Source organism: Cellulosimicrobium funkei, from assembly GCF_004519295.1.
Classification (GTDB): Bacteria; Actinomycetota; Actinomycetes; order Actinomycetales; family Cellulomonadaceae; genus Cellulosimicrobium; species Cellulosimicrobium funkei.
In genome coordinates, this window is record NZ_SOZH01000002.1 from 229790 (window position 1) to 249770 (window position 19981).

The following is a 19981-nucleotide window of genomic DNA, read 5'->3' on the forward strand; positions in this document are numbered from 1 at the left end:
TGGTGCAGACCGACCCCGCCCCCGCGCGCGCGGGCGCGCCGGAGCCGTCGCGCCCCGGCCCCGGCACCGGGGAGGCCGCCGGGCTCGCGGTGCGCGACGTCGTCGTGCGGTACGGCGGGCGCGGCGCCGGGGGAGCGCGCACGGACCCCGGCACGACGGCGGTCGCGGGCGTCACGCTCGACGTCGCGCCCGGCGAGGTGCTCGCCCTGCTCGGGCCGAGCGGCTGCGGCAAGTCGAGCCTGCTGCGCGCCGTCGCGGGGCTCGAGCCGGTCGCCGCGGGCTCCGTGGCGTGGGACGGCCGCGACCTCACGGGCGTCCCCGTGCACCGCCGCGGGTTCGGGCTCATGTTCCAGGAGGGCCAGCTCTTCCCGCACCGCGACGTCGCGGGCAACGTCGCCTACGGGATCGCGGGGCTGCCGCGCGCCGAGCGCGACGCGCGCGTGGCCGAGCTGCTCGACGTCGTCGGGCTCGCCGGGTACGAGCGGCGCGCGGTCGCGACGCTCAGCGGGGGCGAGCGCCAGCGCGTCGCGCTCGCGCGGTCGCTCGCGCCGCGCCCCCGCCTGCTCCTGCTCGACGAGCCCCTCTCCGCGCTCGACCGGGGACTGCGCGAGCGCCTCGCGCTCGACCTGCGCGAGGCCCTGCGCGCCACCGGCACGACGGCCGTCTTCGTCACCCACGACCACGACGAGGCGTTCACCGTCGCCGACCGCGTCGCCGTCATGGACGCGGGCCGGCTCCTCCAGGTCGCGCCGCCCGAGGACCTCTGGCGCGCGCCCGGATCGCGCCGCGCCGCGGAGTTCCTCGGCTACCAGGCGTTCGTCCCGCACGGGCCCGGGAACCTGCTCGCGGTCGGTCCGCGCGGCCTGCGGCTCGCGGGCGAGGGCATGCCGGCGTCGGACGACGCGTGGGACGCGACCGTCGTCGGGAGCGTGTTCCGCCGCGGCGCGGTCGAGGTGACCGTCGACGTCGACCTGCCCGGACGCTCCGGCGGTGCGCCCGCGCGGCTGGTGGCGCTCGCGGGCGCCCCGGCGGTCGTCGAGCAGGGCGACCGGGTGCGGGTCGTCGTCGACCCGGCCGGGTGCGCCGTCGTCCCGGACTGACGCCCGGGCGGGTCGCCCGGGCGTGCGACGAGCGAGAGCGCCGCAGCCGACCTAGCGTCGGGGGATGGACGACGTGACGACCGGTGACCACCCCCCGGAGAAGAACGGCAGCAAGTCCGCGAAGATCCTGTACCGCCCCGTCGGCATCGTCAGCTCCGTCGTGGGCGGGCTCGTCGCCGGGCAGGTGTTCAAGCAGATCTACAAGCGGGTCTCGCCCGGCCACCGCAAGGACGCCCCGACACCTTTGCAGTCGGAGTACCCGCTCAAGGAGATCGTGCTCGCGGCGCTCCTGCAGGGGGCGGTCTACGCGGTGGTGAAGGCGCTCATCGACCGCGGCGGGGCGCGCGCGTTCGAGCGCTGGACGGGGGAGTGGCCCGGCGACTGACGGTCAGTCGAGGCCCGCGGCGTGGACGAGCAGCGCGACCTGCGTCCGGTTCTCCAGCCCGAGCTTGAGCAGCACGCTCGACACGTGGGCCTTGACCGTCGGGACGCTGAGGAACAGGCGCGCGGCGATGTCCGCGTTCGTCGCGCCGCGGCCGAGCTCGACCGCGACGTCGCGCTCGCGCCCGGTGAGCGCGTCGAGCGCGGCCCGGGCCCGCTCGCGCTGGCCGCCCGCGTCGGCCACCGACGTCATGAGACGCCGCGCGATCTCCGGCGACAGCACGGGTTCGCCCGTCGCGGCCGCGCGCACGGCGGCGACGATCCGCTCGGGCGGCATGTCCTTGAGCAGGTAGCCGGACGCCCCGGCGTGCAGGGCTCCGACGACCTCCTCGTCCGTGTCGAACGTCGTGAGCACGACGACGGCCGGCGCGTCCGGTCGCGCCCGCACGCGCCGCGTGGCCTCGATCCCGTCGACGCGCGGCATGCGCAGGTCCATGAGCACGACGTCGGTCGGGTGGGCGTCGAGCACGGCCGTCACCTCCGCGCCGTCCGCGGCCTCGCCGACGACCTCGATCCCGTGCGCGCCGTCGAGCATGAGGCGCAGCCCGGCGCGGACGAGCGCGTCGTCGTCCACGATCACCAGGCGGGTGCGCGCGGTGTCCGGGGGGACCGGCCCGTCGTCGCGGTCGTCGCTCCCGCGCGGGGCGTCCCCGCGCCCACCCTGCTCCGTCACGCGTCCCACGGTAGCCGGACGTCGAGGACGAACCCTGCGTCCCGCGCCCCGACGTCGAGGGTCCCGCCGAGCAGGTCGACGCGCTCCCGGAGCCCGACCAGCCCGGTGCCGGTGCCGCTGCCCGCGCGGTCGCCGACGCCTCCCGGGCCGACACCGCCGCCGCCATCGCCCGCGCCGACGGGGACGCGGCGCGGGCCGTCGTCGGACACCGTGACCCGGACCTCGCCCGCCCGGGCGGCGACGCGGAGCGTCACCGGGCCGCCCGGCGCGTGCCGCCGGGCGTTCGTCAGCCCCTCCTGCGCGACGCGGAAGGCCGCGACCGCGACCGTCGGCGGGACGTCGGCGGACCCCGTCCGCTCGTAGGTCACGTCGCCGCCGGCGTCGCGCGCCTCCACGACGAGCCGCTCGACGTCGTCGAGCGTCGGCTGCGGCGACAGCGCGTCGGCCCCGCCGGGCCCGGGCTCGGCGCGCAGCACCCGTACGACGTCGCGCAGGTCGTCGAGCGCCGAGCTCACCCCGGCGCGCACCAGTCCCGCGGCGCGGGCGAGCCGCTCCGGGTCGGCGTCCGGCCGGTACTCGAGCGCGCCCGCCGTGGCGGCGAGGAGCGAGAGCCGGTGCGCGAGGGTGTCGTGCATCTCGCGCGCTATCCGGGTGCGCTCCGCGACGCGCGCCTCGGCCACACGGCGCTCCTGCTCGCGCTCGGCGCGGCGCGCGCGGTCCCGCAGCGACCACAGCAGCTGGTCGCGCGCCCGCGCGTACTGGCCCCAGCCGAGCAGGGCGGCGTGCACGGCGAGGTCGCACAGGAGCCACCAGCCGAGCGGCAGCGCCTGCGGCCGCCACAGCGCCTGCACGGCGTGACCGACGAACCCGGCGACCGCGACCGGGAGCGCGGTGCGCAGCGGGTACCAGCGCGCGACCTGCAGGGTCGTGACGGTCGAGGCCGGGGTCGCGGCACCCGAGTACGCCGCGAGCGAGGCGAGGACCAGCGCGCCGACCACCGGGGCGTCGCGCGGGGTCCGCGACCACAGCAGGGGCAGCGCCGCGAGGGCGAGGACCGCGACGGCGACGTCGAGCCACGGGGCCGCGCCGGCGTCGTCCTGCGCGACGACCCCGGCCGTCGCGAGCGCCGTGAGCACCGCGACGGCGAGCCAGGCGAGCGCGACCACCCACCCGGGGACGAGGACGTGCGTGCCGTCGCGGCGCGCGGCGGCCGTCGCGAGAACGGGGCGCCCGGCGAGGGGAGGGCAGTCGGTGGTGGTCATGCTCCGGACGCTAGGCGGCCGGTGCGCGGCCGACCACCGACCAAGGTCGGGGGTCGCCGTCCGGCAGGAGGGTCGAGGCCCGACGCCGGCCGGCCCGGCCCCCGCCGTCCGGCCGACGCGAGGCGGGCGCTCGGGCCGCGAGCGTGGGAGACGTCGGCACCCGCCGACCGCGGCCCCGGCCGCACGAGACGCGGCTCCGCCGCGCGACGAAGGAGGAACGTCATGTCCACGACACGGAGCACGTCGAGCAGCGCCTCGGACGCCACCTCGCGCGGCGCCTCGCACGTCCCAGGCCACCCCGTGCCGGACGGGCGGACGGCGCGGCGCGTGCCGCGCTGGGCCGTCCCGCCCGTCGCGGCGGTGGTCGCCGCCGTCGTGCTGCTCGTCGGGACGGCGCTCGGCGTCGACCCCGCGGTGCGCACCGCGACCGGGACGCAGACGGTCGGCGTCGTGGCGGCCGTCGTCGTGACGCTCGTCGTCGGGTACGCCGGGTGGGGCGTGCGTGCGCTGCTCGGCCGCCTGCGCTCGGGCGGCCGACGGCCCTGGCTCGTGACGTGCGGCGTCGTCCTGCTCGTCTCCCTGCTCGGCCCGCTCGGAGCGGTGACGCCCGGTGCGGTGGCCCTGCTCGTCGTCGAGCACCTGACGGTGGGCGCGACCCTGACCCTGGCCCTCCGCCGCTGAACCCCGCCCCCACCCCCCACCCCCACCTCCGCCGAACACGGGGTCGGCGACCGTTATCCGCCGGATCTGGTCGCTGACCCCGTGTTCGACGGGGGATTGGTGGCGTGTTCGGCCGGGGACGATGAGATTCCGCTGCGGCTACGGTCTGTTTCTCGTCGATCCTCCCGACCGGAAGGCCCACCATGACCGCGACGCTCGTGTCCACCCTGTTCCTCTCGCTCGACGGCGTCGCCGAGATCGACCCGGCGTGGCACTTCCCCTACTTCGACGACCACATGGCCGCGGCGGTGGACGAGGACTACCGGGACGTCGACGCGCTCCTCCTCGGGCGCGTCACGTACGACAGCTTCGCCGGCGCGTGGCCCGAGCGGGAGACCGCCGGGGAGGAGGACGCGGAGTTCGCCGCGCGCCTCGGGAACCTGCGCAAGATCGTCGCGACGCGCGGCGACCAGGACCTCGGGTGGCGGCACGTCGAGCGGGTCGACGGCGACCTCGTCGACGCGGTCCGCGCCCTCAAGGAGGAGCCGGGACTCGGCAAGGTGCTCGTCGCCGGGTCGATCTCGGTCGTGCGCCAGCTCCTCGCGGCGGGGCTGCTCGACGAGCTGCGCCTGCTCGTCCACCCCGTCGCGGCGCGCACGGGCGAGCGGCTGTTCGACGAGGGCGAGCCCGTCTACCCGCTGACGCTCCTGCGCTCGGAGACGTTCCCCACAGGCGTCGTGCGGCTCGTCTACGCCCCGGGCGAGATCCCCGGGGACGTCGGCTACGACGACGTCAAGGACAAGGTGCCGTCCGGCGACGCGTGACGCGTGACGGCGACCACCGCGACGTCGTCCTCGCGGCCCGGGTCGTCGAACGCGGCGACGACGCGCTCGCACAGGAGCGCCGGGCTCGCGCCGGCGCTCCGCCCGGCGACCTCGGCCAGCCGGTCCAGCGCGTCCACGAGCGACGCCCCGCGGCGCTCGACGAGACCGTCGGTCACGAGCACGAGGAGGTCGCCGGGGGCGAGCACGTCGTGGTGCGCGGGGCGGGACCGCGGGCTGGGTACGCCCAGCAGGCGCGAGCCCGCCTTGGCCCGGTCGACCGTGCCGTCGGCGCGCACGAGGAGCGCGGGCAGGTGGCCGGCGTCCGTCAGCTCGAGGGCACCGGTCCGGGGGTCGAGCACGCACACGCACACGGTCGCGAACTCGGGGTGGTCCTCGCGCAGCGCCGTGTTGAGCAGGTCCAGGGCGGACGCCGCGTCGTGGCCCTCGCGCAGGTAGGCGCGCAGCGTGACCCGCACCTCCGCCATCACGGTCGCCGCGCGCAGCGAGTGCCCCTGGACGTCGCCGATGACGACGGCCACGCGCCCGTCCGGCAGGTCGAACGCGTCGTAGAAGTCGCCGCCGACGTCCAGCCGGTCGTCCGACGCCTCGTAGCGCGCGACGACCTCGACCCCGCCGCTCACCTGCAGCCCCGACGGCAGGAGCGCGCGCTGGAGCGCGAGGGCGATCCGGTGCTCCTCGGTGAACGTGCGCAGGTTCGACAGCGCGACCGTCGCGGCCTCCGTGAAGCGCGCGGCGGCCTCCTGCTCCTCGTCGGACAGCGGCTCGTCGCCGACCTCGATGCCCAGGCCGCCGACGAGCGCCCCCGACGCGTCGACGAGCCAGTGCGTGAACCACGCCGACGGCCCGACGCCCGCCTCGTCGAAGAGCGGCCGCCAGGGGAGGGGGACCTCGTCCGGGCCGAACACGGCGGTCGACGCCCCGGTCGGCGGGAGGACCGCCGTCGGGCCGCGACCGCGCACGAGCGCGGCGCCCTCCGCGACGCAGACGGAGCGCAGCACGACCCCGGCGTCCGCGACGACCATCGAGATCACGGCGCGACCGAGGACGGCGCACGCGCCCCGGGCGGCGTGGTCGGCGACGGCCTCGGGGGAGCGCGCCTCGTGCAGGGGGACGAGCGCGTCGGTGAGCGCCTCCAGGCGGCGGGCGGTGCGCCCGGCACCACGCTGGGCGTCGACGCGCCGGCACAGCGCGCTGATCGTCGCGAGGAACTCGTCGCGGTCGAGCGGCTCGGGCAGGTAGGCGTCCGCGCCGCCCTCCAGCCCGGCAGTGCGCGCGGCGGCGTCGACGTCGGTCGCGGAGACGTGCAGGACGGGGAGGTGCGCGGTCGCGGGGTCGCTCTTGAGGATCCGGCACACCTCGCGGCCCGAGAGGTCCGGCAGGTTCACGTCGAGCACGACGGCGTCGACCGGGGTCGTGGCGTGCGCGAGCGCGTCACGGCCGGTCCCGGCCTCGACGACGCCGAACCCGGCCCGCCGCAGCCAGCTCGCCATGACGTACCGGTGCGCGGGCGTGTCGTCGACGACGAGCACGGTGCGGTCGGCGTTCATCGGCTCCGCACCTCGCGCCCGAGGGCCGCCACCAGGCGGTCGCGGTCGATCTCGGACTTGGCGAGGAACGGCACGTCGCCGATGCCGGGCGGCGGTGGCGCGCTCGACATGAGCACGGCGGCCGTGGCCGGGTGGACGTCGCGGATTCGCGACCGCAGCGCGAGGCCGTCCGTGCCGGGCAGGCACACGTCGAGGAGCGCGACGTCGGCCGGGCCGTCGTGCAGGAGGGCGAGCGCGTGCGTGGCGTCGTGCGCGACGCTGACGCGCGCCGCGGCGTCGCGGAGCATCGAGGCGACGACCGACGCGTAGGCCCGGTCGTCGTCGACGACGAGCACGTGCCCGAGCGGGGTGTCGCGGCCGGGGGCCTCCTCGGGCTCCGGGCGCGCGGCGGGGGCGTCCTCGGGCACCGCGGAGAGGGACGGGAGGCGCAGCGTGAACACGCTCCCGGCGCCCGGGCGCGACGTCGCGACGAGCGTGCCGCCCAGCGCCTCGGAGGTGCGGCGGGCGTACGGCAGGCCGAGGCCCGTGCCGCGGACGGTCGGCTGGAGGCGGTTGGGCACCTGGACGAACTCCTCGAACACGGCCTCGAGCTGGTCGGCCGGGATCCCGAGACCCGTGTCGCGCACGTCGAACCGCACGACGTCGCCGTCGGCCGCCGCCCGCAGCACGACCTCGCCCTCGTCCGTGAACTTCACCGCGTTCGTCAGCAGGTTGCGCAGCACGCGGGACAGCAGCCGGCGGTCGGTGACGAGCGTGAGGCCCGGCTCGGCCGCGACCCGCAGGGAGACGCCGGACCGCACGAGCGGCAGGGTCGTGCCGCGCAGCTCGTCGAGCAGCGCCCCGAGGTCGACGGGCGTGGGCTCGACGTCGTCGTGGCCCGCCTCGGCGCGCGCGAGGTCGAGCAGCTCGTCGACGAGCGTGAGCAGCGTCGTCGCGCTCTCGCGCAGGAACCCGACCTGCTGCGTCTGGTCGGCGTCGAGGTGGGAGTCCGACAGGAGCGAGGTGAGGCCGATGATCGAGTTCACGGGCGAGCGCAGCTCGTGGCTGACGTTCCGCAGGAAGCGGGTCTTCGCCTCGTTCGCGGCGGCGAGCTCGCGGCCGCGCTCGTCGAGCTCGGCGTACAGCGCGACGACGCCGGTGTTGGTCTCCTCGAGCTCCGCCGAGAGCTGGTCGTACATCGCGAGGACGCCGCGGTTCGTCTCCTCCAGCTCCTCGTTGAAGCGCCGGAGCTCGTCCTGCTGGCGCGTCAGCTCGTCGAGCGTCCGCACGAGCTCGGCGTTCTGGACGCGCACCTCGTCGCTCGCGTCGGCGACGTGCGCCGCGGCGGTGGACCGGCGCACGCCCGCGAGCGTCGCCTCGTCCGTGCGCGCGGTCGCGGGCAGGGCCTTGGTGAGGAGCACGCGCGTGCCCGTCGGGTCGACCTGGAGGCCGGGGACGAGCCGTCGGGCGGCCGGGACGCCGCCGTCGCTCGAGTCGCCCTCGACGAGGAACGGCGTCCCCGCCACGATCTCGGCGCGCAGCGTGGCCTGCGGCAGCCCGGGCAGGACGCCCACGACGACGTCGGCCGTGCCGGAACCGACCGCGGACCGCCCGATCTCGGACAGCGCCGTCGCGACGCGCACCTGGTCCTGCGTGTCGAGGCCGAGCAGGCGGCAGATCTCCCGCCCCGCCCGGCGCAGCGCGAGCACGTCGGAGTCCGAGCGCAGCTGGGTGATGAGGAGGGTGGTGCTCACGCGGCCTCCCGGGGGATCGGCAGCACCGCCACGCACGAGTCGTCGCGGCGCACGGCGTGGTCACGGAGCAGGACGCCCGCGACGACGAGGGGGGAGCGGACGGCGAGGCCCGGATAGTCGGCGAGCGACCACCGGGCCGTCAGCCCGTCGCTGTGCAGCACGACGACGTCGCCCGGCTCGACGGGGTACGTCGTCTCGCGCAGCGGCCGGCCGCGCGTCCCGGCGATGCCGGGGTGGCTCACGAGCCCGCGCGAGCGCGCCCCGTGGACGGTCCCGGCGATGTTGCCGAGGCCTGCGTGCCGCAGCACGCCGCCCGACGCCTGGACCACCGAGACGGCTGCGCCGCGCGTGCCGCCGAGGGCGCCGTGCACACGCTCGAGGAGCGCGACCGCGCTCCCGGGCGGCGCGTCGAGGAAGGCCCGCACGGCAGCGCCGGAGGCCACCGCGGCGAGCGGGCCGTGGCCGAGCCCGTCGGCGACGAGGAGGCTGGGCGCGCCGTCGTCGTGGCGCACCGCGAGGGCGTCGCCGCACACGTCCTGCCCGGTCATGGGGCGGGTCACGCCCGTGGGCGCCGCGAGGTCGGCGGTCGCGCCGTGCGCGACGAACGTCGCCGCGATGACCGTCCCCTGGCCGGGCGACGTCCACGCGTCCCACGCCGACGCGAGGCGGGGGAGGGTGCCGAGGCCGATGCCGAGCGTGCCGCGGCTCGAGACGCCGTCGCGCATCGCCGCGGTGATGTCCCGCATACCGGGCCCGGCGTCGACGGCGAGCACGTCGAGCGCGGCCTCGGCGCCGGTGCGCCGGACGCGGACGAGCACCGAGCCACCCCCGGCGTGGCGGCACTGGTTGGTCGCGAGCTCGGAGACGACGAGGCCGACCTCCGCCGCGCGCTCGTCGTCGAGCCCGAGGTTCCGCGCGGCGGTGCTCGCGCCGCGCCGCACGCTGCCGACCGCGGACGGGTGGTCCACGGTGTACCAGGTCCCGTCCTCGACGAGCGTGCGGCGGTCGTCCGGGCGGTCCGGCTCCGCCGAGGTCATCGGGACCAGGTCGCGATCTCGACGCGCGTGCCCACGCCCGGCGCGGTGTCGATCGCGAAGTGCTGGACGAGGCGTCGTGACCCCGAGAGCCCGAGCCCGAGCCCGCCGCCGCTGGTCCAGCCGTCGGTGAGCGCGAGGTCGAGGTCGGGGATGCCCGGCCCCTCGTCCGAGAAGACGGCGCGGACGCCCGTCCGCGCCCCCTCCGTGACGAGCTGCACCTCGGCCTCGCCACCGCCCCCGTACACGAGGGTGTTGCGCGCGAGCTCGCTCGCCGCCGTCACGAGCTTCGTCTGGTCGACGAGCGAGAGGCGTGCCTGCTGCGCGAGCGACCGCACGAGCTGGCGCACCTTGACGACGTCGGAGTCCGTGCGGACCGGCACGCGCTCCGCGGTCGTCGGCGGCGGGGTGGTCGTGCTCACCTCTCCTCGCGCTCGGCGGCGGCGAGGAGCACGTCCTCGGCGGACCGCTCCTCGGGGGCGAGGAGCGCGAGGCCGCGCTCGACGTCCAGCGCGGTGCGGACGTCGCCGAGCGACAGGCCGAGCTCGACCATGGTGATGGCGACGGCCGGGCGCATGCCCACGACCACCGTCGTCGCGTCGAGCACGTGCGAGATCCCGGCGACCGACGCGAGCATGCGGCCGATGAACGAGTCGACGATCTCCAGCCCGGAGATGTCGATGATCACGCCGCGCGCACCGGTGTCGGTGATCCGCTGGGCGAGGTCCTCCTGGAGCTGCAGCGCCGTGTCGTCCTGGAGGTCGATCTGGATCGAGACGAGGAGCGTCGAGCCGATCTTGAGGATGGGGACGCCGTCGGTCATGCGGGGAGCCCGGCCTGCCGGGTGTCGCGGCTCGCGCGCAGCGCGTCGACGAGGGCGTCGGCGAGGGTCGCGCGCGTGCGGATGTCGCCGAACTCGATGCCGAGCGCGACGATCGTCTGCGCGATCTGCGGGCGGATGCCGCTGATCGTGCACTCGGCGCCCATGAGGCGCGCCGCGACGACCGTCTTGAGCAGGTGCTGCGCGACCTGGGTGTCCACCGCGGGCACGCCCGTGATGTCGATGATCGCGTGCTCGCTGCCCGTGTCGACGAGCGTGTTGAGCAGCTTCTCCATGACGACCTGGGTGCGCGCGGAGTCGAGCGTCCCCACGAGCGGCACCGCGACGATGCCCTCCCAGAGCTTGACCACGGGCGTGGAGAGCTCGAGCAGCTGCTCGGCCTGCTCGGCGATGATCGCCTCGCGCGCGGCCGCGAACGTCTCGAACGTGAAGAGCCCGAGCTGGTCGACGAGGCGCAGCAGCGGGGTGACGTCCGTGTCGGCACCGGTCGCGGAGTCGAGCCGGTACAGGCCCTCCTTGAGGGCGAAGACGCCGATCGCGGTCTCGCGCGGCGTGAAGCCGAGGCGCGCGCGTGCGGACGACACGTCCGCGAGGATGCCCCGGAGCTGGTCGAACGCCGGCTCGGCGAGCGACACGCCGCCGGCGCGCAGGCCCTCGAGGAGCGCGTCGAGGATCTCGCCCTGCTCGCGCTCGAGCTCGCCCCGCGAGGTGCGGCCGTGGAGCTCGTTCGCTGCAGCCTCCAGCCACGCGCTGCGCACGGCGTCCGCGTGCTCGATCAGGGTCCGGGCGAGAGTCTCGGGGGTGGCGGCGTCGGCCATCGGGGTTCCTTCCACGGTGAGAGCGACGCCGAACGGGCTCGCGGCGGTCGCGCGCCCGCCAGTGTACGCAGGGCGCGGGCGCTCGCAGCGCGGCTGTGGACGCGCGGTCGCGCGCACAGCGCCGCGACCGCGCGACACGTCCCCGCCGTGAGGCGGAGGACACACCGCGGGACGCGGTCCGCGGAGGCGCTCGGCCCGTCCCCGTGCGCACGACCGCCCCCCGCGAGCCGCCCGAGCACGGTCGTCCCCGTGCCCGGGCGGGGCGCGGGCTAGCTGCGCAGGTCGAGGTAACGGTCGATGAGGGCCGCGGTGCTCGGGTCCTGCGCCGCGAGGGCGTCCTCGTCGCCCGCGACGGCCGGCGCGATCTCGAGCGCGAGCTTCTTGCCGAGCTCGACGCCCCACTGGTCGAAGCTGTCGATGCCCCACACGACGCCCTGCACGAACGTGATGTGCTCGTAGAGCGCGATGAGCTGGCCCAGGACCGACGGCGTGAGCGCGGGAGCGAGGATCGACGTCGTCGGGCGGTTGCCCGGGAACGTGCGGGCGCTCACGAGGTGCTCCGGGGTGCCCTCGGCGCGGACCTCGTCCGCCGTCTTGCCGAACGCGAGCGCCTTGGTCTGGGCGAAGAAGTTCGCGAGGAACAGGCCGTGCACGTCCGCACCGGGCTGGACCGCGCCGCCGTCGCCCACCGCGTCGACGAGCGGGTGCGCGGGGTTCGCGACCGCGATGAAGTCGGCCGGGATGAGGCGGGTGCCCTGGTGGATGAGCTGGTAGAACGCGTGCTGGCCGTTCGTGCCCGGCTCGCCCCAGAAGATCTCGCCGGTCTCCGTCGTCACGGGGGAGCCGTCCCAGCGCACGCGCTTGCCGTTGGACTCCATGGTGAGCTGCTGGAGGTAGGCCGGGAAGCGGTGCAGGTACTGCGCGTACGGGAGCACGGCGTGCGTGTGCGCGTCGAGGAAGTTCACGTACCAGACGTTGAGCAGCCCCATGAGGACCGGGACGTTGCGCTCGAACGGCGTGCGGCGCACGTGCTCGTCGATCGCGTGGAAGCCCGCGAGCAGCTCGGCGAACCGGTCAGGGCCGATCGCGATCGCGAGCGAGGTGCCGATCGCGGAGTCGACCGAGTAGCGCCCGCCGACCCAGTCCCAGAACCCGAACGCGTTCGCCGGGTCGATCCCGAACGCCGCGACCTTGTCGAGCGCGGTCGAGACCGCGACGAAGTGCTGCGCGACGGCGGCCTGCCGGGACTCGTCCGTGTCCTCGATCGCGCCGACCGCCGCGAGCTCCGTCCACAGCCAGTCGCGCGCGAGGCGCGCGTTGGTCAGCGTCTCGAGCGTGCCGAACGTCTTCGACGCGACGATGAACAGCGTGGTGCGCGGGTCGAGGCCCGCCGTCTTCTCCGCGACGTCCGTCGGGTCGATGTTCGAGACGAACCGGACCTCGATGTCCTGGTGCTTGTACGGCAGCAGCGCCTCGTACGCCATGACCGGTCCGAGGTCGGAGCCGCCGATGCCGATGTTCACGACCGTGCGGACGCGCTCGCCCGTGACGCCCGTCCACTCGCCCGAGCGGACCTTGTCCGCGAACGCGTAGACCTTCGCGAGCTCGGCGTGCACGTCCGCGTCGACGTCCTGCCCGTCGACGACGAGGTGCTCGTCGTCGCCCAGCGGGGTCGGCCGGCGCAGGGCGGTGTGCAGGACGGCGCGGTCCTCCGTGACGTTGATGTGCTCGCCCGTGAACATCGCCTCGAGGCGGTCGTCGAGGTGGACCTCCTCGGCGAGGCGCACGAGCAGTTCGAGCGTCTCGTCGGTGACCAGGTTCTTCGACAGGTCGACCGTGAGGTCGGCCGCCTGGTGCGTGAGGCGGCGCGCGCGGTCCGGGTCGGCCGCGAACCAGGTGCGCAGGTCCGGCTCCACGGTGTCGCGGTGCACGGTCAGCGCGGTCCAGGACGGCGTGGAGGTGGGGTCGATCGGGGGCGGCACGGGCTGCGAGGTCATGACCACCAAACTACTGACCGACGTCGGCCCTCGCCCACCCCGACCGTCCCGCGGTCCATGGTCCGGCGGCCTGACGAACGGCCGCCGCAGGTCCCTGGACCCCGGGCGTGCGTGGGCGGGTCGCGCGACGATGGGGGTCGTGCGCCGTCGGGCGCGCACCGGGCGGCGGTGCCGTCGCACGGCCCACGAGCGACGATCGGAGGAGGGACCATGGCGGAGGTCGTGCTGTTCCACCACGTGCAGGGACTGACGGAGGGCGTGCGGACGCTCGCGGAGACCCTGCGCGGCGCGGGGAACGTGGTGCACACGCCGGACCTCTTCGAGGGGCGCACGTTCGCGACCCTCGACGAGGGCATGGCCCACGTGCAGGAGCTCGGTTTCGGGACCGTGCTGGAGCGCGCCCGGGGGGCCGTGGACGGCTACGACCTCGGCGTCGTGTACGCCGGGGTCTCCCTCGGCGTCCTCCCGGCCCAGATGCTCGCCCAGACGCAGCCGGGCGCCAAGGGCGCGGTGCTCCTCGAGGCGTGCGTGCCCGTCTCCGAGTTCGGCGACGCCTGGCCCGACGCCGTGCCCGTCCAGGTGCACGGCATGGACGCGGACCCGTCGTTCGCGGGCGAGGGCGACCTCGACGCGGCGCGCGAGCTCGTGGAGTCCACGCCCGACGCCGAGCTGTTCGTCTACCCCGGCGACCGCCACCTCTTCACGGACCCGAGCCTGCCGTCGTACGAGCCGGAGGCCGCCGCGCTCGTCACCGAGCGGGTGATCCGCTTCCTCGACGGCATCCGCTGAGCGGTCGGGCCGCGGCGGCCCCCGGGGTCAGGGCGCGCTGCCGGGGTCCGGTGCGTCGAGGACGAGCTGCCACTCCGCCTCGACGCCCGTGGGCGCGAAGCCCAGCGCGACGTTGATCGCGAGCATGTGCCGGTTCTCCTCGGCGTTCCACGTGTGCACACGGCGCGACGACGGCCGGGCGCGCGCCAGCTCGTCGAGCACAGCGACCTTGACGAGCAGGCCCAGGCTGCGCCCGCGGTGCTCGCGCAGCACGAGCGTGTCCTCCTGGAACACGACCTCGGGCCGGTCGCGGGGGTACGCGACCATCGAGAACGCGGCGAGCGTGCCCGTCGCCGTGTCCTCCGCCGCGGCGACGACGTAGCCGCGGCCCCGGTCGTGGATCTCCCGGGAGAAGGTCCGGACGCGCTCCGCGTCCCACGGGTCCTCCGCGAGGTCGAGTCCCCCGCTCGGGGCGTCGGTGCTCATGCGCGTCTCGAGCACCGCGAGCTGCGCGAGCCACTCCTCGGGGACGTCGTCCGTCCACACGTGCACGCGGTACCCGGCCGCCCGCGCCGTCGCCGCGTCTCGCAGCGGGTCGAGCACGCCCGACGGCACCGGGAGCTCGAGCACGGAGTGCCGCATCACCTGCGCGAGCGTGAAGCCGCGGTGCAGCGCGAAGGTCGTCGCGTCGTCGTGCGCCGGGACGCGCCCGCTGCCCGTGGGCGCCTCGATCGCACCCGGGCCGGGCGGCGGCTCCGGCGCGAAGGACGAGTCGGACTGGACCACGCGCCGCCCCTCGGCGCGCACGACGTCGAGCGCCGCCTCCCACAGCGCCGTGCCGACGCCGCGGCGCCGGTGCGCCGGGTCCACGCCGACGTAGACGAGCGCCGTGTGCGTGTTGCCCTGCTGCGGGAGCGCCACCATCGACCGGCCGACGACGTCCTCGGGATGCGGCGTCGTGCCGTGCGGGGCGTCGTCGAGCACCGCGACCCACCGCAGCACGCGGCGGTAGCCGGCGCTGGCGACGGTGGACGCGACCGTGGCGGGGTCGAGCGCGAGGTCGGTGTGGCCGTGGATCGCGCGGTCGATCGCGTCGCCGACGCGGACCGTGCCGTGGACGGCCCACGCGTCGGGCGCGTCGAGGCGCCCGGGGACGGGCTCGATGCGCACGCGCCCGTCGCGGGTCGTGGCGGTGGTCGGTCCTGCGCTCACTCGGCGTCCTCCGGGGTCGTCCGGCGCTGCCACGCGGCCCACACGCCCGCGGGGCGGAAGCCGAGCGCGACGTTGATCGCGAGCATGTGGTCGTTCTCCTGCGCGTTCCACGTGTGGACGCGCCGGGCGCCGGGGCGCTGCGCGGCGAGCGCGTCGAGGTTGGCGACCTTGACGAGCATCCCGAGGCGGCGCCCGCGGTGCTCGCGCAGCACGAGCGTGTCCTCCTGGATCGCGAAGTCCTCGCGGCCGCGCGGGTGGACGAGCACGGTGAACGCCGCGAACGTGCCCGACGGCACGTGCTCCGCGGCGCACACGAGGAACGCGTCGTCGTTCTCCGCCCGCTGCTGCACCCACGTCCGCACGCGCCGCGCGTCCCACGGGTCCTCGCCGTAGTCGACGCCGCCCGTCGGCGCGTCGGTGCTCATGCGCGTGAAGAGGACTGCCACCTGGTCGGCCCAGGCCTCCGGGACCTCGTCGGTCCAGGAGTGCAGGCGGTAGTCACCGCCCGCGGCGGCCCGGGCGTCCTCGCGGTGCGCGTCGAGGACCGCGGGCGCGACCGGGAGGTCGAGCACCGAGTGCCGCTCGACCTGCTCGAGCACGTACCCGTGGGCGCGCAGGAAGCGCGGGCCGGGCGCGTCCGCGGGGACCCTGCCGGCGCCCGTCGTGGCCTCGAGCGCGCCGGGCCCGGGCGGCGGCTCCTCGCCGTGGTTCGTGTCCGAGAAGAGCACGGTGCGCCCCGCGTCGAGGTTCAGCCGCTCGCCGAGCGCGAGCAGCGCGCCCCCGATGCCGCGGCCGCGCTCGGCGGGACGCACGACGGCGTAGGACTCGCCCAGGTGCTCGTTGCTCGTGACGGGGCGGGTCACGAAGAGGTGCGCGACGACGTCCGCCACCGCGGGCGGGACGCCCTGCTCGTGCCACGCGGCCGCCGCGGCGGAGCGCACGACGACGAACCGGCGCTTCGTGGAGTACTCCTGGTGGGCCATGCCCGTGAAGATCTCGCGGGGCGGCAGCGCGAGGTCCTCGTAGCCGTGCACCTCGAGCTCGTGCTCGCGGCCGACGTCCGCGACGGCGAGGTAGGCCCACGCCTCGGGCGCGTCGAGCGACGCGGGGTGCGGGGCCTCGACGAGCGTGTACCCGCGCGGGAGGGAGACGTCCGGGACGGGAGGGGCGACGGCGCTCATGGGTCCAGCGTGTCCGGCGCACGGGCGGCGCGTCCACGGCAATACGCCCGGGGACGCACGGACGGCCCGGTCCCTGAGGGGACCGGGCCGTCCGGGGAAGCGGGCCGCCGGTGCGGCCGACGCCGTCAGGCGCGCTTGCGGTTGGTGAACCAGGACCAGATGAACACCACGATGATGGAGCCGATGAGCGCGAAGCCCCACGTGCCGAGGTCGAAGAACTCCTCGTTGACGTCGGTGCCGAACACCGCCGAGGCGATGAACCCGCCGAGCAGGGCGCCCACGATGCCCAGCAGAAGGGTGACGATCCAGCCGCCCTTCTGCTTGCCCGGCACGATCGCGCGGGCGATGGCACCCATGATGAGGCCGATGAGGATCCAGCCGATGATGCCCATGTCACGCTCCGTTTCCCGTAGGGACAGATCCGGCCAAAAGGACTCTTGCCCCGAATGACCTGACACCACCGTGGCACGGGCGCCCGGTCCTCGCACGTCGACGGCGGTCTGCCGGGGCGGGCGGCCCCGCCGGCACCGCGCACTGCGCGGTCTCGTAGGCTCGGAGGGTGGTGACGACCGAGGCGACGAGCGCGCGCGTCGACAGCTGGCTGTGGGCCGTCCGCGTGTTCAAGAGCCGCTCGCAGGCGACCGCCGCCGTGAAGGCGGGGCACGTGCGCGTCAACGGCGAGCGCGCGAAGCCCGCGACGAGCGTGAAGGTGAAGGACCGCGTCGTCGTGCGGGGCGGTCCGGTCGAGCGGATCCTCGTCGTCGAGAAGGTGCTCGTGAAGCGGGTGTCCGCGACCCTCGCCGCGACGGCCGTCGACGACCAGAGCCCGCCCCCGCCGCCGCGCGAGCTCACCGTGCGCGTCGCCGTCCGCGACCGTGGTGCCGGGCGCCCCACGAAGCGCGAGCGCCGCGACCTCGACCGGCTGCGGGGCCGGGGCTGACCTCCCGCAGCCGCCGACCCGCGCGACCGCGCCCCGTGCGGCCCCGCACGCCCGACGCGCAGGACGGCCGACGGTCGCGTGCGAGCACGCGTCCGCCGGCCGTCGGCAGTGCTGTCGGGATCGCTCCCGGGATCAGCAGGTCAGCAGGCTCCGAGGTCCTTCCAGACGCCCCACTGGCCGCTCTGCGACGGGTTCTCGCCCGTCGTCCACCACTTGGCCTGGTAGTTGCGGCCGGAGTAGGAGACGTTCGCCCCGCCGACGTAGGCGGCGCTCGCCGACCAGGCGGGAGCCGTGCACGTGCCGGGGTTGCCCGGGTTCCCGGGGTTGCCGGGGTTCCCGGGGTTGCCCGGGTCGGTCCCGCCGCTGCCGATCTTCAGGTCGACGCAGTTGTAGAACGCGTTGACCGTGTTCGACACGTTCCAGCGCGCGAGGATCGTGTGGTTGCCCTCGGGCAGGCCCGTCAGGGTGTGGGAGATGTTGCTGGGCGGCTGCGCGCCGTTCTGGTTGAACGTCTTGAACAGCACGCCGTCGACGAAGTACTCCCACGTGCTCGTGTTGTGCGCCGCGGTGAGCTTCCACTGGAACGTGACCGACGTGCCGGTCTGCGTGCGCGGCCAGGGCTTGCTCGAGTCGTCGAGGATGCTGAAGCCGCTGCCGCCCGAACACTGCATCGAGCCCTTGGGCGCCTCGACGGACTGGGGCTCGTACTTGATCGAGCCGCAGTCGAAGGACGTCGTGCCCTTCGCGCAGTGGTCCTGCCGGCTCGGCGGCGACGTGATCCAGCCGTGGGCGCTCGCGCTCGGTGCGACGGCCACGGGCGCGATGATCGCGACCGCGCCGACGACGGCTGCCAGGAGTACCGCTCTCAGTCTTCGCATGAGATGTCTCGCTCTCCATCCGGTGGTGCATGGGTCCTGCGGCGCGCTTCCTCGCGGGCCGCCTCTCGGATCGGGCACCTCGACGCTACGAAACGGGCGGAGAGCCGGACAATTGGGCAAAGCCCGTACGTGCTTCCGCGTACGCGCGCCGGGCGCGCCCTCGTCGCCGGGTCGGCGACGCACGACGGCGGGTGGTCTCGCCCGTGGGACGAGACCACCCGCCGTCGCGGGGTTCAGCAGGTCAGCAGGCGCCGATCAGCTTCCACGGCCCCCATGCCTCGGAGCCCGGGACGTTGTTCTGCGTCCACCACTTCGCCTCGTACACGTTGCCCGCGTAGGAGACCTTCGCGCCGCCCGTGTAGGTCGACGTCGCGGCCCACGCCGGGTCCGCGCAGGTGCCCGGCGTGCCGCCGCCGGGGGTGCCGCCCTCACCGGGCGTGCCACCGCCGGGGGTGCCCCCGCCGGGGTTGGTGCCGTCGGCCGTGACGGTCAGGTCGACGCAGTTGTAGAACGCGTTGACCGTGTTCGACACGTTCCAGCGCGCGAGGATCGTGTGGTTGCCGAGCGGCAGGCCCTTGAGGGTGTGCGAGATGTTCTTGGGGGGCTGGACGCCGCCGCCGTCGAACGTCGCGAAGAGCTGGCCGTCGACGAAGTACTCCCACACGCTCGTGGCGTGGTTCGCCGTGAGGTTCCACTGGAACGTCACGTCGCGGCCCGTGGTCGTGCGGGGCCAGGGCTTGCTCGCGTCGTCGAGGATCGCGTAGCCGCTGCCGCCGGAGCACTTCATCGAGCCCTTGGGGGCCTCGACGGACTGGGGCTCGTACTTGATGGAACCGCAGTCGAAGGACGTGGTGCCCTTCGCGCAGTTGTCCTGCCGGCTGGGGGGAGAGGTGATCCAGCCGTGCGCCGAGGCGCTGGGGGCGATCGCGATCGGGGCGATGATCGCGGTCGCGCCCACGACGGCGGCGAGGAGCGCCGCGCGGAGTCGCTTCATCGGGGGACTCGCTTCCTAGGTCGGGGAGGGCCGACGTCGTGCGGAGCCCGCACCGTCGACCGTGACGAGGGGGACCGTAAGCAGGTGGAGGACGAGGCTCCAACGCCTACGCAGGGCCGCTCCGGAGTACGGGATGTCCCGTACGCGACGACCTGCGGAGGGCGTCTTCGTGCGGCTGGACCGGGGTCCGCGACCCCCTCGCGACGTGCCTCGGGCATCCGTCCGGCGGGTGAAAAGTGTGGGGACTACGTAGGGCGCCGGGACGCCGGACGAGACGGCGGCCCGAGCTGGACGAGCGTCTGGGAACGAGGGCGTCGGACGGCCCGGTGCGCCCCTGCGCGGGAACGCGTCCGAGGCGCGTTCGGGTCCGCGGCCCGTCAGGCGGGCGCGTCCTCCTCGCGCAGCCGCGGCTCGGTGCGCAGCGCGGGCCGGAGGCCGGACTTGTCGGCGTAGAACGCGCGCACGACGTCCATGTCGGCGCGGACGTCACCGGTGAGGTCGATCGTCGGGCCGAGGCCCGTCGTCATCGTGGTGCGGTCCACGTAGCCGAGCGTGACCGGCAGGTGCGCCTCGCGCGCGATCCGGTAGAAGCCCGACTTCCAGTACGACCCGGCGCCGCGCGTGCCCTCGGGCGTGACGACGAGCGAGAAGACCTCGCCCGCCTGGAGGCGGCCGACGACGTCCGCCACGACCCGGCTCGGGTCGCGCCGGTCGACGGGGATGCCGCCCAGCGCGCGCATGACCGGGCCCGCGGGACCGGCGAACAGCGTGTGCTTGCCCAGCCAGCGCACGTGGATGCCGGTGCTCCAGGCGATCGCGAGCATGAGCACGAAGTCCCAGTTCGACGTGTGCGGGGCGCCGACGAGGAGCGTGGGCCGGCTCGTGTCGTACGGCTGCGAGCGCAGCCGCCACCGGCTGGTCGCCCAGAAGGCGCGGGCGAGGGCTCGGCGGATCACCACGTCACGGTACAGGGTGGGAGCGCGGGGCCGCCGTCGACAACCACAGGCAGCGCGGTTAGTCTCCGGCGGGTAGGGAACTTCCCGCCCTACCTGCTCGG

At 75.4% G+C, this 19981-nt stretch carries 21 protein-coding genes; 6 read left to right on the top strand and 15 right to left on the bottom strand.

The features are described 5' to 3' along the window. The first annotated feature begins 2 nt into the window (after positions 1 to 2). Together E1O70_RS02755 and E1O70_RS02760 are read left to right on the top strand one after the other, a co-directional pair. Entirely contained in the window at positions 3 to 1100 is a 1098-nt protein-coding gene (locus E1O70_RS02755; protein WP_370670913.1) for an ABC transporter ATP-binding protein, read from the top strand. 64 nt (positions 1101 to 1164) lie between these two features. After that, complete coding sequence (locus E1O70_RS02760) at positions 1165 to 1485, top strand: DUF4235 domain-containing protein (protein WP_061267789.1); 321 nt, start codon at positions 1165 to 1167, stop codon at positions 1483 to 1485. Positions 1486 to 1488: 3 nt separating this feature from the next. Here the strand turns inward: E1O70_RS02760 and E1O70_RS02765 are convergent, their stop codons facing one another. Together E1O70_RS02765 and E1O70_RS02770 are read right to left on the bottom strand one after the other, a co-directional pair. Next, the gene (locus E1O70_RS02765; RefSeq protein WP_205688606.1) at positions 1489 to 2121 is read right to left on the bottom strand and encodes a response regulator; all 633 of its coding nucleotides are present in this window, start codon (positions 2119 to 2121) and stop codon (positions 1489 to 1491) included. Between the two features lie 89 nt (positions 2122 to 2210). Then, positions 2211 to 3476 carry a sensor histidine kinase gene (locus E1O70_RS02770; RefSeq protein ID WP_082774466.1) on the bottom strand — a complete coding sequence of 422 codons (1266 nt, stop codon included), beginning with the start codon at positions 3474 to 3476 and terminating at the stop codon, positions 2211 to 2213. Positions 3477 to 3698: 222 nt separating this feature from the next. Between E1O70_RS02770 and E1O70_RS02775 the strand changes: the two genes are divergently transcribed. Then, a complete protein-coding gene (locus E1O70_RS02775; RefSeq protein WP_240696575.1) occupies positions 3699 to 4157 on the top strand; it encodes a DUF6069 family protein in 459 nt (152 codons plus the stop codon). A gap of 182 nt (positions 4158 to 4339) precedes the next feature. After that, positions 4340 to 4960 carry a dihydrofolate reductase family protein gene (locus tag E1O70_RS02780; protein ID WP_009863654.1) on the top strand — a complete coding sequence of 207 codons (621 nt, stop codon included), beginning with the start codon at positions 4340 to 4342 and terminating at the stop codon, positions 4958 to 4960. Here the strand turns inward: E1O70_RS02780 and E1O70_RS02785 are convergent. The 7 genes from E1O70_RS02785 to pgi form a co-directional block, all read right to left on the bottom strand. Next, positions 4918 to 6528: a fused response regulator/phosphatase gene (locus E1O70_RS02785; RefSeq protein ID WP_061267788.1), complete on the bottom strand. Its 1611-nt coding sequence runs from the start codon at positions 6526 to 6528 to the stop codon at positions 4918 to 4920. The two genes, E1O70_RS02780 and E1O70_RS02785, sit on opposite strands and share 43 nt — an antisense overlap. Beyond that, positions 6525 to 8261 (bottom strand): ATP-binding protein, encoded by a 1737-nt coding sequence (locus E1O70_RS02790; protein ID WP_043653465.1) that lies wholly within the window; start codon positions 8259 to 8261, stop codon positions 6525 to 6527. Before E1O70_RS02790 ends, E1O70_RS02785 begins: the two co-directional genes overlap by 4 nt. Further along, positions 8258 to 9298: an ATP-binding SpoIIE family protein phosphatase gene (locus E1O70_RS02795; protein ID WP_051027905.1), complete on the bottom strand. Its 1041-nt coding sequence runs from the start codon at positions 9296 to 9298 to the stop codon at positions 8258 to 8260. Before E1O70_RS02795 ends, E1O70_RS02790 begins: the two co-directional genes overlap by 4 nt. Further along, positions 9295 to 9717 (bottom strand): anti-sigma regulatory factor, encoded by a 423-nt coding sequence (locus E1O70_RS02800; RefSeq protein ID WP_034651654.1) that lies wholly within the window; start codon positions 9715 to 9717, stop codon positions 9295 to 9297. Before E1O70_RS02800 ends, E1O70_RS02795 begins: the two co-directional genes overlap by 4 nt. Continuing rightward, positions 9714 to 10118 (bottom strand): STAS domain-containing protein, encoded by a 405-nt coding sequence (locus E1O70_RS02805; protein ID WP_021483159.1) that lies wholly within the window; start codon positions 10116 to 10118, stop codon positions 9714 to 9716. The genes E1O70_RS02800 and E1O70_RS02805 overlap by 4 nt, the downstream gene beginning before the upstream one ends. Next, positions 10115 to 10954 (bottom strand): STAS domain-containing protein, encoded by an 840-nt coding sequence (locus E1O70_RS02810; RefSeq protein WP_043653447.1) that lies wholly within the window; start codon positions 10952 to 10954, stop codon positions 10115 to 10117. The genes E1O70_RS02805 and E1O70_RS02810 overlap by 4 nt, the downstream gene beginning before the upstream one ends. Before the next feature lie 269 nt (positions 10955 to 11223). After that, the gene (gene pgi / locus E1O70_RS02815; protein ID WP_061267787.1) at positions 11224 to 12951 is read right to left on the bottom strand and encodes a glucose-6-phosphate isomerase; all 1728 of its coding nucleotides are present in this window, start codon (positions 12949 to 12951) and stop codon (positions 11224 to 11226) included. Between the two features lie 210 nt (positions 12952 to 13161). Between pgi and E1O70_RS02820 the strand changes: the two genes are divergently transcribed. After that, positions 13162 to 13740 carry a dienelactone hydrolase family protein gene (locus tag E1O70_RS02820; protein WP_021483513.1) on the top strand — a complete coding sequence of 193 codons (579 nt, stop codon included), beginning with the start codon at positions 13162 to 13164 and terminating at the stop codon, positions 13738 to 13740. Between the two features lie 27 nt (positions 13741 to 13767). On the opposite strand, the gene E1O70_RS02825 is transcribed toward E1O70_RS02820, so the two are convergent. The 3 genes from E1O70_RS02825 to E1O70_RS02835 all read right to left on the bottom strand — a co-directional run bounded on the left by E1O70_RS02825 (position 13768) and on the right by E1O70_RS02835 (position 16504). Next, a complete protein-coding gene (locus E1O70_RS02825; RefSeq protein ID WP_061267786.1) occupies positions 13768 to 14931 on the bottom strand; it encodes a GNAT family N-acetyltransferase in 1164 nt (387 codons plus the stop codon). Next, on the bottom strand, positions 14928 to 16112 hold the full coding sequence (locus E1O70_RS02830; RefSeq protein ID WP_061267785.1) for a GNAT family N-acetyltransferase: 1185 nt from the start codon (positions 16110 to 16112) through the stop codon (positions 14928 to 14930). The genes E1O70_RS02825 and E1O70_RS02830 overlap by 4 nt, the downstream gene beginning before the upstream one ends. Positions 16113 to 16237: 125 nt before the next feature. Then, on the bottom strand, positions 16238 to 16504 hold the full coding sequence (locus E1O70_RS02835) for a GlsB/YeaQ/YmgE family stress response membrane protein (protein WP_009865881.1): 267 nt from the start codon (positions 16502 to 16504) through the stop codon (positions 16238 to 16240). Between the two features lie 170 nt (positions 16505 to 16674). Here E1O70_RS02835 and E1O70_RS02840 point away from each other — a divergent pair, with 170 nt between their 5' ends. Beyond that, positions 16675 to 17052 (top strand): RNA-binding S4 domain-containing protein, encoded by a 378-nt coding sequence (locus tag E1O70_RS02840; protein WP_034651673.1) that lies wholly within the window; start codon positions 16675 to 16677, stop codon positions 17050 to 17052. 140 nt (positions 17053 to 17192) lie between these two features. On the opposite strand, the gene E1O70_RS02845 is transcribed toward E1O70_RS02840, so the two are convergent. From E1O70_RS02845 to E1O70_RS02855, 3 genes are all read right to left on the bottom strand, one after another. Beyond that, a complete protein-coding gene (locus tag E1O70_RS02845) occupies positions 17193 to 17930 on the bottom strand; it encodes a lytic polysaccharide monooxygenase (RefSeq protein ID WP_021483737.1) in 738 nt (245 codons plus the stop codon). Positions 17931 to 18171: 241 nt separating this feature from the next. Continuing rightward, positions 18172 to 18924 (bottom strand): lytic polysaccharide monooxygenase, encoded by a 753-nt coding sequence (locus E1O70_RS20540; RefSeq protein WP_128957721.1) that lies wholly within the window; start codon positions 18922 to 18924, stop codon positions 18172 to 18174. Between the two features lie 377 nt (positions 18925 to 19301). Next, the gene (locus E1O70_RS02855; RefSeq protein ID WP_082774840.1) at positions 19302 to 19883 is read right to left on the bottom strand and encodes a 1-acyl-sn-glycerol-3-phosphate acyltransferase; all 582 of its coding nucleotides are present in this window, start codon (positions 19881 to 19883) and stop codon (positions 19302 to 19304) included. Between the last annotated feature and the right edge of the window lie 98 nt (positions 19884 to 19981).